Source organism: Serratia sp. HNCC26DJ206, assembly GCF_057180605.1.
Genome location: NZ_JBXUGP010000005.1, coordinates 114,681 through 126,384, shown reverse-complemented (window position 1 = coordinate 126,384; position 11,704 = coordinate 114,681). Strand labels below are relative to the sequence as shown.

General features: G+C 52.8%; 11 protein-coding genes. 7 read left to right on the top strand and 4 right to left on the bottom strand.

Translation table 11 applies throughout. The annotated features are described in order from the left end of the window. Positions 1 to 3 precede the first annotated feature (3 nt). The gene (gene efeB, locus AC2A1E_RS05130; protein WP_484382854.1) at positions 4 to 1,308 is read left to right on the top strand and encodes an iron uptake transporter deferrochelatase/peroxidase subunit; all 1,305 of its coding nucleotides are present in this window, start codon (positions 4 to 6) and stop codon (positions 1,306 to 1,308) included. Positions 1,309 to 1,944: 636 nt separating this feature from the next. Further along, positions 1,945 to 2,733, top strand: a complete 789-nt coding sequence (gene phoH, locus AC2A1E_RS05125) for a phosphate starvation-inducible protein PhoH (protein ID WP_473187548.1) — start codon at positions 1,945 to 1,947, stop codon at positions 2,731 to 2,733. Between the two features lie 85 nt (positions 2,734 to 2,818). Here phoH and chaA read toward each other — a convergent pair whose 3' ends face one another. Both chaA and AC2A1E_RS05115 read right to left on the bottom strand, forming a co-directional pair. Then, the gene (gene chaA / locus AC2A1E_RS05120; RefSeq protein ID WP_459402319.1) at positions 2,819 to 3,925 is read right to left on the bottom strand and encodes a sodium-potassium/proton antiporter ChaA; all 1,107 of its coding nucleotides are present in this window, start codon (positions 3,923 to 3,925) and stop codon (positions 2,819 to 2,821) included. Between the two features lie 433 nt (positions 3,926 to 4,358). Further along, positions 4,359 to 5,177: a siderophore-interacting protein gene (locus tag AC2A1E_RS05115; RefSeq protein WP_484382853.1), complete on the bottom strand. Its 819-nt coding sequence runs from the start codon at positions 5,175 to 5,177 to the stop codon at positions 4,359 to 4,361. A 364-nt stretch (positions 5,178 to 5,541) separates the two neighbouring features. Here AC2A1E_RS05115 and AC2A1E_RS05110 point away from each other — a divergent pair, with 364 nt between their 5' ends. The 5 genes from AC2A1E_RS05110 (at position 5,542) to AC2A1E_RS05090 (ending at position 10,516) form a co-directional block, all read left to right on the top strand. Then, entirely contained in the window at positions 5,542 to 6,240 is a 699-nt protein-coding gene (locus AC2A1E_RS05110; RefSeq protein ID WP_484382902.1) for a gamma-glutamylcyclotransferase, read from the top strand. A gap of 315 nt (positions 6,241 to 6,555) precedes the next feature. Then, positions 6,556 to 7,509 carry an HTH-type transcriptional regulator Cbl gene (gene cbl / locus AC2A1E_RS05105; RefSeq protein WP_484382852.1) on the top strand — a complete coding sequence of 318 codons (954 nt, stop codon included), beginning with the start codon at positions 6,556 to 6,558 and terminating at the stop codon, positions 7,507 to 7,509. A 198-nt stretch (positions 7,510 to 7,707) separates the two neighbouring features. Further along, the gene (locus AC2A1E_RS05100; RefSeq protein WP_484382851.1) at positions 7,708 to 8,880 is read left to right on the top strand and encodes a hypothetical protein; all 1,173 of its coding nucleotides are present in this window, start codon (positions 7,708 to 7,710) and stop codon (positions 8,878 to 8,880) included. Positions 8,881 to 9,281: 401 nt separating this feature from the next. Next, on the top strand, positions 9,282 to 9,494 hold the full coding sequence (locus AC2A1E_RS05095; RefSeq protein WP_484382850.1) for a hypothetical protein: 213 nt from the start codon (positions 9,282 to 9,284) through the stop codon (positions 9,492 to 9,494). Beyond that, the gene (locus AC2A1E_RS05090) at positions 9,491 to 10,516 is read left to right on the top strand and encodes an NAD-dependent epimerase/dehydratase family protein (RefSeq protein WP_484382849.1); all 1,026 of its coding nucleotides are present in this window, start codon (positions 9,491 to 9,493) and stop codon (positions 10,514 to 10,516) included. The genes AC2A1E_RS05095 and AC2A1E_RS05090 overlap by 4 nt, the downstream gene beginning before the upstream one ends. 22 nt (positions 10,517 to 10,538) lie before the next feature. Here the strand turns inward: AC2A1E_RS05090 and AC2A1E_RS05085 are convergent, their stop codons facing one another. Both AC2A1E_RS05085 and cydB read right to left on the bottom strand, forming a co-directional pair. Continuing rightward, positions 10,539 to 10,682, bottom strand: a complete 144-nt coding sequence (locus AC2A1E_RS05085) for a DUF2474 domain-containing protein (RefSeq protein ID WP_484382901.1) — start codon at positions 10,680 to 10,682, stop codon at positions 10,539 to 10,541. Between the two features lie 14 nt (positions 10,683 to 10,696). Further along, on the bottom strand, positions 10,697 to 11,704 hold the full coding sequence (gene cydB / locus AC2A1E_RS05080) for a cytochrome d ubiquinol oxidase subunit II (protein WP_484382848.1): 1,008 nt from the start codon (positions 11,702 to 11,704) through the stop codon (positions 10,697 to 10,699).

Genomic DNA, 11,704 nt, shown 5'->3' with positions numbered 1-11,704 from the left:
ATCATGAGTCATCATCTCGGCCCGGAAAACGGGCCGTTAACTCAAAAAGAGGGAGCCGCATCGCCATCTCGTCGGCGTTTGCTGCAAGGGTTGGGCATGATGGGCGGCGCGTTGGCGCTGGGCGGGAAGGCTGTGGCGCAGGCGGAGGACAAAACAGCAGAACCGCTGGCGCAGCCACAGGATGAACGTTGGCAGAAACAGCCGTTCTATGGCCCGCATCAGGCGGGTATTCTCACCCCACAGCAGGCGGCAATGATGCTGGTGGCCTTCGACGTGCTGGCCACCAATAAACAGGATCTTGAGCGGTTATTCCGGCTGTTGACCACGCGTATTGCCTTTCTCACCAGCGGCGGAAAAGCGCCGGAGATCGACCCTAAACTGCCTCCGCTGGATTCTGGCATCATGGGGCCGGAAATCTACCCGGATAACCTGACGATCACCCTGTCTGTCGGTGCTTCGCTGTTTGATGAGCGTTTCGGATTACAGGCGCATAAACCGCTGCGTTTGCAAAAAATGACGCGTTTCCCGAACGATTCGTTGGATGCCGCTTTGTGCCATGGCGATCTGTTGCTGCAAATTTGCGCCAATACCAATGAAACCGTGATCCACGCGCTGCGCGATATCATCAAACATTCACCGGACTTGCTCAGCGTACGCTGGAAGCGTGAAGGGTTTATCTCTGCCCATGCGGCGCGCAGTAAAGGTAAAGAAACGCCGATCAATCTGCTCGGTTTTAAAGACGGCACCGCCAACCCGAAAACCAGCGATAAACCGCTGATGGATCAGGTGGTATGGGTGGGAAATAGTGAAGGCGAACCTGCCTGGGCGGTGGGGGGCAGCTATCAGGCCGCACGTATTATCCGTTTCCACGTAGAGTTTTGGGATCGTACGCCGTTGCAGGAGCAGCAAACTATCTTCGGCCGTGAAAAGCACAGCGGTGCGCCGTTAGGTATGCAGCATGAGCATGACGAACCGGATTATGCCAAAGATCCTGAAGGTAAAATGATCCCGCTGGACGCGCATATTCGGTTGGCCAACCCACGCACGCCGCAAACCCAGAGCAGCCTGATGCTGCGCCGGGGTTACAGCTATTCGCTGGGCGTCTCTAATTCCGGTCAACTGGAAATGGGGCTGCTGTTTATCTGTTATCAGGCGGATCTGGAAAAAGGTTTCCTGGCGGTGCAGAAACGGTTGGATGGCGAAGCCTTGGAGGAATACGTCAAGCCGATTGGCGGCGGGTACTTCTTTGTATTGCCGGGGGTTAAAGAAGCTGGTGATTATTTGGCCAGCGGCTTATTACAAGCCTGAAACGTTGGCCGATCGGTTAAAGGCACAGTGCAGACTGTGCCTTTTTACTTGCTTGTATTTTAATCTGGCAATCAAAATGTCATTGCCGGATTTTAATCATAACTTGTTGATCTAGATTGAGGATTAAATTTATCTGGAAGGGCGTAAACGGCGTGATATAGTGTTTTTGCATGATATGGAAGAATGAAAATTAAAAATTTTTACATTTTAGTAACACGACGAGTTTGAATGTCATTATACTGTAATCATCTGGCGGTAGTTTCACACGGTGCACAGCTTGAAGCTGTAAATATCACTGCGGGGATCGCTAATGGTAAAGTCCTTGGTTGGGCTACAAAAGATAAATAACATCTCCTCCCTGATGACTCGTTATAACGAGGGTGCCTCCTCCGCCTCTCAATTTCTGACTGAATCCTGGCTTTTCTTTCGCCCTAATCTGGCTGTCACACTCTCTTATTACTTACAAACCGCGTTGTCCTGCGAAGAAACGGTGCATTGCCATGCTGCCGCGTATTCGCGTTATTCATCGGCTTATATTGGCTCTAAAGGAAGCCAAAACCTAATACGTGTGTGAAACATAATCGCGCGACACCTGATGCCGCTGCGGTAGGTGAAACAAACTGTAAGGTGCCAACTATGGGAAGACAAAAAGCAGTGATCAAAGCACGTCGCGAAGCCAAACGCGTTATTCGTCGTGACGCACGTAGCCATCGCCAGCGTGAAGAAGAAAGCGTGACCTCGCTGGTACAAATGGGTGGGGTTGAGTCTATCGGCATGGCACGCGACAGCCGGGATACTTCTACCATCGAGGCGAGAACAGAAGCTCAAGGTCATTACTTATTAGCCATAGAAAACAAACAGTTGATCTTCGCCACTGGCGAAGCCGGCTGCGGCAAAACATTTATCAGCGCCGCCAAAGCGGCAGAGGCCCTGATACATAAAGAGGTGGATCGGATCATTGTGACGCGTCCGGTTTTGCAGGCGGATGAAGACCTCGGCTTTTTGCCTGGGGATATCTCTGAGAAATTCGCCCCTTATTTCCGGCCGGTGTATGACATTTTACTGCGCCGTTTAGGATCGTCGTTTATGCAATACTGCCTGCGCCCGGAAATCGGCAAGGTAGAGATCGCGCCTTTCGCCTATATGCGCGGGCGTACCTTTGAGAATGCGGTGGTGATCCTGGACGAAGCCCAGAACGTTACGGCAAGCCAGATGAAGATGTTCCTGACCCGTTTGGGCGAGAACGTGACGGTGATCGTCAATGGGGATATCACCCAGTGCGATTTGCCACGCGGTGTGAAATCCGGCCTTAGCGACGCGCTGGAGCGCTTCGAAGAGGACGAAATGGTGGGTATCATTCGCTTTGATAAACAAGACTGCGTCCGCTCGGCACTGTGCCAGCACACGCTTAATGCTTACGATTAATCGAATTGCTGTTAATCAACGGGGTGCCAAATTGGCACCCCGTTTTGTCTAGACTCTGCAACTTCAGGCATGCAGGGCAGAGGCCTCAGGCAAAAATCGTCATCATATAAGCGGCGAACAGTGCCAGGTGCGCGGTGCCGTTCAGCACGTTGGTTCTGCCGGTAGAGAAAGAGATATGGCACAGGATCAACACCGTCAGCATCACCACCATATGCGGTGCTTGCAGGCCGAAGATCAGCGTCTGGCCGGTCAGGGTGGCGATAATCGTCACCGCTGGTACGGTCAGGGAGATCGTCGCCAACACGGAGCCGAAGAACAGATTCATGGCGCGCTGCACCTGGTTATTCAGCACCGCACGTAATGCCCCCAGCCCTTCTGGCGACAGAATCAGCAGCGCTACCAGGAAGCCGGTGAATTGCGTTGGCGCATTCAGCTTGGTCAGCAGGCCTTCCAGCGGATTGGCGTTGAACTTGGTCACGGCAATTACCGCAACCAGATGCACGATCAACCAAACCGCATGCCACAGGCTGCTGTGAGAAGAGGGCTTGCCGTGATGAGGGTCGCCGTCGTCACCGTCGTCTTCGTGTTCATACACGAACAGGCTTTGGTGGGTTTTGGTCTGGATCAGCAGGAACACGCCGTACATCGCCGCCGAAATCGCCGCCACCAGCAATGATTGCCCAACGCTGAAGTTACCGCCCGGTAGCGCACTCGGCAGCACCAGCACGATGATCGCCAACGGGAAAATCGCCATCAGATACTGTTTGATCCCACCGAGGTTAACGTACTGGGTGGCGAATTTTCGCCCGCCGAGCAGCAGGGCAACGCCAACCAGCCCTGCGGTGACAATCATGATGATCGAATACAGCGTGTCGCGCATCAGGGCGGGTGCGGCATCACCGGTCGCCATCAGCGCCGAAATCAGGCTCACTTCTAGAATGACCACTGACAGACTGAGGATCAGCGAGCCGTAGGGTTCACCCAGCCGATGGGCCAGTACGTCGGCATGGCGCACCACGCTGAAAGCACTGCTGAGGATCCCCACCAGTGCCACAATATTAATCGCGACAATCAGCGGAAAACTGCCGGTACCGCCCCACAGGTTGAGCACAACCAGCGCAGCAATAGGAAACATGAGTGAATATTCGGTATGGCGGGATTTGGATCGGCCAGGATCGTTGTGCGACTTCATTTCGGTGATTCTCCTTCTCAAACTGCATGGCCCGTCATCGCAGAACACCCGAAGAAGCGGCCGTTCTGCGTATCCAGAAAGTTGTTACGCCCCAAGAGTTTCAGACCGCAGGCAGGTAGCGACTCAGCGGATCCCCGCAGCTTGATACACCAAGTAGCCGGAGCACGCAAAGGCAACCAACCCCTGTTGCTTGAAAGGCGAAGGGGACAATAATAATAGGATACACCCTGCGTATGACACCGGGTAATGATGTGATGTTGTTTTAACTTGGGAAAGCAATGGGTTGCTTTATGTGACAAGCCTAACAAAAAAACCGCAGTTTATGCGGTTTTTTTTACGTACTTTTACGTAAGAACGTGCTTTTTTTATGCTAAGCGACCATAAAATCAATTTAGCTATGCATTATCGTGGTAAATCAGACAGAAATTGACCGTCAGGCGTCAATGTTATCCATAATCTCATGCCTTTTATGATGATAACCCTCCTCATTTAGCCCCTCACGCCAGTAAGGTACGGCATAAAGCTGATTACGATCGCATTTGCACTCGCGGCGCAGGTAACGGCGCAGTTCTACCACCAAGCGATCTTCACCCGCCAGCCAGAAATGCGTGCCCGCTTGCGGTAGCGCTTGCGAGCAGAATTGGGTGATGAGTTCTGCGGTTTTCTCGGTGCTGCCAATAATCCAGCTCAGTTCGACACCGGCCGGTTTTTTCAGGTCAATTACGTCCGCCGGGGTATCGACGCGAATAAACGCCTGCCCTGCGCTGTGGGAGGGTAGGTGTTCCAGCAGAGCGGCGATCGCGGGCAGTGACGACGGGTCACCTGCCAGGCAATAAAAATCTGCGGCTGGCAGCATGGGTTTCGGGCCACCAGGGTTGCTGATACCGATTTTATCGCCCGGTTTGGCCTGGCGAGCAAAATTCACCGCCGGGCCGCTGTGATCGTGCAGTGCGAATTCAATATCGATCTCCGCCTGCTGTGGCCGCACGGCACGTATTGAATAGGTGCGGATGATCGGGCGCAAAGCGTCGGCAGCCCATACCGGCCCATTGTCGCTCAGCATGGGGAGATCTGGCTGCGTTTGGCCTGCGAGTGGCAGAAAGACCTTAATATGGGCAGCGGCGGCGTCTGCTGGGTAATGGCATAAGTCCGGAGCGCTGAAGGTGATACGGCGCAGGTGTGGCGTAATATCGCGCAGACGGATTACTTCGATCAAATAGGGGGCGCGGATGCGTGGGGTATCGGCAGTCACTGTGTTCTCCTTTATCATTCTGCGTCGAGTATATCATGTCATATGATAATGAGAATCGTTTGATTTTGGTTTGCATCTGCTTTCCAGGAGGGAGACTGTTTTTTGTACGGGCTACTTTGTTAAAAAAACGTCGGAGATATGAATGCAGGAGTAAAATATTACCGCTATTAATATTATTGCTGTTACATCCCAATACTTTCTCACACTTAATTGGCGTGGAAACTTGATTACGCTGCAAGAACCGAATAAGGTTATTTATATAACAGCGGTGTTATTGAATTAATAAATTTCCGCAAAACTAAATTTCAAAGATACAGTGGCGAAAAGGGATTAGGGCAATCCTATTCCCAGGAGGTTGTAGTTGGTGTTAACACGAGATTTTCTGCAAAAGGCAGATTGCAAAACTGCATTCGGCACGATTGAAGAGTCGCTGTTGCTGACACCAGAACAGCGTTTGGCATCATTGGAGTGTACGCTGTCACGTCGGCCGGATAATAGCCCGGTGTGGATATTTGGCTACGGTTCACTGATGTGGAACCCGGTATTTGAATCCGACGAAGTCCGGCCTGCCACCTTGCAGGGCTGGCACCGTGCGTTCTGCCTGCGGTTGACCGCCGGGCGCGGCACGCTGCATCAGCCTGGGCGCATGCTGGCACTGAGCGAAGGCGGGCAGACCACCGGCCTGGCGTTTCGGTTGCCGGAAGAAAAACTGCGTGAAGAGCTGGAGCTGTTGTGGAAACGCGAGATGATCACCGGTTGCTATCTGCCCACCTGGTGCGATCTGACGCTGGAAGATGGCAGAGTGGTGACCGCGTTGGCGTTTGTGATGAACCGCCAGCACCCGTTGTTTGAGGAAGATACGCGCCATCAGGTGATTGCCCCCTTGATCGCCAGTGCCAGCGGCCCGTTGGGCACCAATGCGCAGTACCTGTTTGCGTTGGATAAGGAGTTAAAAAACTACGGCATGCAGGATGACTACATTGGCGATCTGGTCAACACGGTGCGTCAATGGTTGCAGCAACACAACAGATCTGGCTCGATCGGTGGTGAAGCCACCGCCTGAACAAGATCGCTCAGGGTTTCTCTTCATGGCGCACGTTGTTGCGCCATGCTGGTTTTTATCTCACGGCTTATATATCTAATCCCTCTATTTAATAACTTTTCCCTACATGGCTTTTTTAATTACACTTAGAAAATTTAATTTAACTTATTGATTTTAAATAATATATTTATCTATTTAAATGAAGGTGATTAATCAGCCACGCGGCAAGAGGCATTTAGCATTAAAAGGCATAAGTAACGGTTATTTCTTATTTGTCCCTCCTGAGCAGATTCCGTATCAATGTTGTTAACAATATGGGTCGCAAGAGGGCATTGGATGAACTTTCAGCAATTAAAAATTATCCGTGAGTCGGCACGCTGCAACTACAACCTGACGGAGGTTGCCAACACTTTATTTACCTCGCAATCTGGGGTTAGCCGCCATATTCGTGAGTTGGAAGAAGAGTTGGGGATCGAGATATTTATCCGTCGCGGGAAACGGTTATTAGGCATGACGGAACCGGGTAAAGAACTGCTGGTAGTCGCCGAGCGTATCCTGAACGATGCGAATAATATTCGCCGCCTGGCCGATGTTTTCAGCAACAATGATTCCGGCCAGTTGCATATTGCCACCACCCATACTCAAGCGCGTTACAGCCTGCCGGGCGTGATCAAAGAGTTTCGTGCGCTGTATCCACGCGTGCGAGTGGTACTTAATCAGGGCAACCCGGAAGAGATTGTGGCGATGCTGGCTTCTGGCGAGGCAGATATTGGTATCGCCAGCGAATGCTTGAGCAATGATGAGTCGCTGGCGGCTTTTCCTTATTACCGTTGGCACCATGCCATTCTGGTGCCAGAGGGCCATGAACTGACGCGCCAGCCACGGGTGACGCTGAAAATGCTCAGTACGCTACCGTTGATTACCTATCGCCAGGGGATCACCGGGCGTTCGCGGCTGGATGAGGCATTTAAGGCGGCAGGGCTGACGCCGGATATTGCGCTGAGTGCCCAGGACTCTGACGTGATCAAAACCTATGTTGAACTGGGGCTAGGGGTTGGCATCGTTGCCGATATCTCTTTTGAAAAAGAGCGCGATCGTGGGTTGGTCTGCCTTGATGCCGAACATCTGTTTGCAGCCAATACCGTCTGGTTGGGGTTGAAGCGAAGTCAGTTACAACGCAATTATGCCTGGAAATTTATCCAACTCTGTAATCCCACGCTTTCACTGACGGAAATTAAAGAGAAAGTGTTCTCAGCCCAACTGGAACCGGTGATCGACTATCAGATTTGATGCCGGAAGCGTTCATCATGGCGAATGCTGGCAGGTTTGCCCTCGTGTGGTGCAACAGAGGCATGACGGTTGTGCAGTTGTATCGGGTTTAGTGGCGTTATGTCCGAGACTTCGACCTAAATAAACTGGCATACAAACTGCATTCAGTAACAGCCTGGGTTGTTCAACCGGGCAACTAACCAAAGGCGTCCGTTCAGCATGCTTACCCCAATGGTCGAGTGTGCTGTTCGGACGTTTTTTATTTTACTCGGGTGTGCCGTTGGCAAGACCCAACTTATTGACGATGGACGGCAGGCTATCGGTCAGCAAAGATTGGAGATCGCCGTACCAGAACTGCTGCACGCCGGTCAGAGTGATATACAGGTAAGAACCTATGCGAATATGACGCAGGATCGGCATCTGTCGCGCATCGCGGCGGCCGGTTTCAACACCGTGCTGAACTATAACTACGGCAGTGGTAAAGATCCTTACGCCTTCTTTCGTCAGGCCGATAAGCATGGCTTGCAGGTGATCTACTCTGTCAAAGATCTGTACCCCGGCATGCGCTTTGCGCCGCCGACACGCCAGTCTTATCCGGCATTGACCCAGTGGTTAGTCGAGCGCTTGCGTGATCGGCCTAATCTGTTGGCCTGGTACATCAACGATGAACTGGGGCAGGAATATATCGCGCAGATTGAGCAGAAAAACCAGCAGATCAAACGGTTGGATCGCCATCATCCCACCTTTCAGGTACTGAATAAAACCGGTTATCTCAATGCCTATTTCAACAGTTCCGATATTCTGGCAACCGACCCTTATCCGGTGGGGGTGGATCCTGATCTAACGCGAAGCGGTGATTATGCCAGGTTGACTACCCAGGCGGCGCGCGGAGTGAAAGGGGCATGGGTGGTGATTCAGATTATGGACCACGCGGCTTACGACAGCCGCCGTAAAGCGCATCAGCCTTCGCAGCAGGAAATCCGCAATCAGGCTTGGCAGGCGTTGATCGGCGGCGCACAAGGGCTGCTGTTTTATTCGTATACCGATCTGTTTTATAAACAAAAGCACGGCCAGTTTTCCCAGCAGGAATTCGATGGCATTTGGCGTGATGTGGCGGCGGTTGCGCGGCAGATCGGCGAATTTATGCCTTATTTGCTGTCTGGCCAGAGCCAGTTGCTGACAGGAGACAATACCGCGGTCGCAGCACGTCTGTTTATGCACGGCGATCGGGGTTTACTGATGCTGGTGAATCCTTACTATAAACCCGTATCAACCCGCTTTGTGCTGCCCAGCGGCTGGGCATGGCAGGGCGACCAACAGATAACGGTCAATTTACCCTCGATCGGCAGCAATGTGCTATGGTTGCATCGTCAAGAAAAAACCTTCCCATGAGGTAAGGTTCTCACCGTTGTTTTATCAGGCGCGATAATATTGACTCTGTGTTTGTGGGGTATCCGCGGGGCGTTTTGACTCATCAATTAAGAACTAACTTATCGAGATCCTGTGGATCTCTTTTCGCCGTTGATTTACGCTGTCGCGCGCCCAAATAAACGTGGTTTGTCACATTAGTTAAATGAACGGAATCAATCAGTAAAAATCACTTTTAGCGTTTCTTTTATACTGATTTTAATCAAGGGCTTAGCCAATATTGGCGTGTTATTGTTGATTAATAACGTTTGATATTGGTTGAGTCGAATTATGGATAAGCAGACTGAATAACTAAAATGACGATTGAAAGTCTCTCTCACATTGTACTTCCGCTCAACATTATTGTTACAGGAGTGGCATCGCCAATGCATGGTGTTGCATCGTTTGCGGTGGCAGCTTTACATAATGCGTTATCCCGCCATCAGTTTGCCTATGATTCCACCGTTTCGGCAGATACCGCTTTGCGCGGTGACTGGCACTTTATCGCACATACGAGCAAACGATTGTCTGCCAACGGTAGATTGCTGATGGATATCACCGCAGGAGGGACTCTGGATGGCAGGGTGCTGCTGCCATGAGAGTGCTGGTGACTGGGGCAACCAGTGGGCTGGGGCGCAACGCGGTGGAGTGGCTATTGGCCGCCGGGTATCAGGTGCATGCAACCGGGCGCGATGAGGCTGTCGGGCGTTTGCTGGTGGCGCAGGGCGCGAAGTTCACCGCGCTGGATCTGACCCGCGCGGGTGTGGAGCAGTGTGAGCAATTGATGGTCGGTTGTGATGTGGTCTGGCACTGTGCGGCCAAATCGTCCTCCTGGGGAAGAAGCTCGGAATTTTATCAGATCAATACCTATGTGACCGATAAACTGGCTCAGGTGGCCGGGCGCTGCGGGATACGGCGCTTCATTTATATATCTACCCCCGCCGTCTATTTTGATTTTCAACATCGCCACAATATAGCGGAAGGTGAGTTTGCTGACAGCTTTGCCAATCATTACGCCGCCAGCAAGTTTGCCGCCGAGCAGAGTATCGCGGCGCTGCTGCATCTTTATCCGCAAACCACCTACCTTATCTTGCGGCCACGTGGCTTGTTTGGGCCGCACGATCGGGTGAACGTGCCCCGAATACTGGCCCAACTGCAGCGTGGTAAAGGGGCGCTGTATCTGCCCGGTGACGGCAAGGTCTGTCTGGATCTGACCTTTGTGCTCAACGTGGTGCATGCATTAGATCTGGCCAGTCGCAAGGAGCATTTGACCTCTGGCAGCATTTATAACATTACCAATCAGCAGCCGCAGCCGTTGGCAGAAGTGCTGGAACAATTGCTTATAAAACAACTCGGCTGGCAATATCGCTTGCAGATGGTGCCTTATCCACTGCTGCTGTCCTTGGCATGTGGGATGGAAATGTTGGCGTTTATCACCGACCAAGAGCCTACGTTGACGCGCTACAGCGTGGCGGCGACCTATTTTGATATGACGTTGGATAACACCAGGGCGATCGAAGAACTGGGTTATCGGCCGCTCTACAGCATGGAACAGGGGATTGAGCTGACCGGGCAGTGGCTGAAGCAGCAGGGGGTTTTGGCAGCCGTGGGGCGGAAGTAGCGGCTCCGCAGAGCCGCCAGTCTTAATGAGATTTCATCCCCGCCATGCCCATCAGCAGGCGAAACAGCGAGGCGACCACAAACAGCCCCAACACGCTGGTGCTCCAGATAATCACCAGCCAGCCGAGGCGTTGCCACCAGGGAGTGGCGGGCGCTTTATCTTCCATCGTTTTCTTCATCATCAGTGATACCCATCTTCATGGCTGACTTTGCCGCGAAACACGTAGTAACTCCAGAAGGTATAAACCAGAATGATCGGGATAATAAACAGCGCGCCGAACAGCATAAACCCTAAGCTTTGTGGCGGTGCGGCGGCCTGCCACAGGGTAATGGATGGCGGTATCAGCAGTGGCCAGATGCTGATGCCCAGCCCGCTCAGGCCGAGAAACACCAGCAGTAGCGTCAGCAGGAACGGGGAATAATGAGCCCCATGTTGCACGCCATGCCAAATCCCCCAGGCGCTGAGCAGCACCAGAATCGGCACCGGCAGCAGCCAGAACAGGTTCGGCAGGCTGAACCAGCGGGCGGCAATCTCCTGATGAGCGATAGGCGTCCACAGGCTGACCACCAGCAGCACCAGCAGCAGGGTGACTAATAACGGTGTCGCCAGGCGGTACATGCGCGCTTGCAGCTCGCCCGCGGTTTTCATCACCAGCCAGGTGCAACCCAGCAGAGCATAGGTCACCACCAGCCCTAGCCCGCAAAACAGCGCAAACGGCGTCAACCAGTCGAGCGCACCGCCTACATAAGCGCGGCCTTCCACCTGGAAACCATTAAGGATTGCCCCCACGACCACCCCTTGGCTGAAGGTGGCGAAAATCGAGCCCCAGATAAATGCCTTATCCCAGATATGGCGTTTTTCCTCTTTGGCCTTGAAGCGGAACTCGAAGGCGACGCCACGGAAAATCAGGCCAAACAGCATCAGCGTGAGAGGAATGGCCAAGGCTTCGAGGATCACCGCATAGGCCAATGGGAAAGCACCAAACAGCGCCGCACCGCCGAGCACCAGCCAGGTTTCATTGCCGTCCCAGACCGGGGCGACGGTGTTCATCATCACATCGCGATCGCGGCTGTTTTTCACCCAGGGGAACAGAATGCCGATGCCTAAATCGAAGCCGTCCATCACCACGTACATCATGGTGCTGAATACGATGATCACAAACCAGATCAGCGGAAGATCGATATTCAT

Excerpts from the sequence above, each read along its gene's own strand:
- AC2A1E_RS05085 (WP_484382901.1), bottom strand. The coding sequence starts at position 10,682 with ATGGAAGATAAAGCGCCCGCCACTCCCTGGTGGCAACGCCTCGGCTGG.
- AC2A1E_RS05100 (WP_484382851.1), top strand. The coding sequence starts at position 7,708 with ATGCTTACCCCAATGGTCGAGTGTGCTGTTCGGACGTTTTTTATTTTA.
- efeB (WP_484382854.1), top strand. The coding sequence starts at position 4 with ATGAGTCATCATCTCGGCCCGGAAAACGGGCCGTTAACTCAAAAAGAG.
- AC2A1E_RS05090 (WP_484382849.1), top strand. The coding sequence starts at position 9,491 with ATGAGAGTGCTGGTGACTGGGGCAACCAGTGGGCTGGGGCGCAACGCG.
- cydB (WP_484382848.1), bottom strand. The coding sequence starts at position 11,704 with ATGAATATCGATCTTCCGCTGATCTGGTTTGTGATCATCGTATTCAGC.
- cbl (WP_484382852.1), top strand. The coding sequence starts at position 6,556 with ATGAACTTTCAGCAATTAAAAATTATCCGTGAGTCGGCACGCTGCAAC.
- AC2A1E_RS05095 (WP_484382850.1), top strand. The coding sequence starts at position 9,282 with ATGCATGGTGTTGCATCGTTTGCGGTGGCAGCTTTACATAATGCGTTA.
- chaA (WP_459402319.1), bottom strand. The coding sequence starts at position 3,925 with ATGAAGTCGCACAACGATCCTGGCCGATCCAAATCCCGCCATACCGAA.
- phoH (WP_473187548.1), top strand. The coding sequence starts at position 1,945 with ATGGGAAGACAAAAAGCAGTGATCAAAGCACGTCGCGAAGCCAAACGC.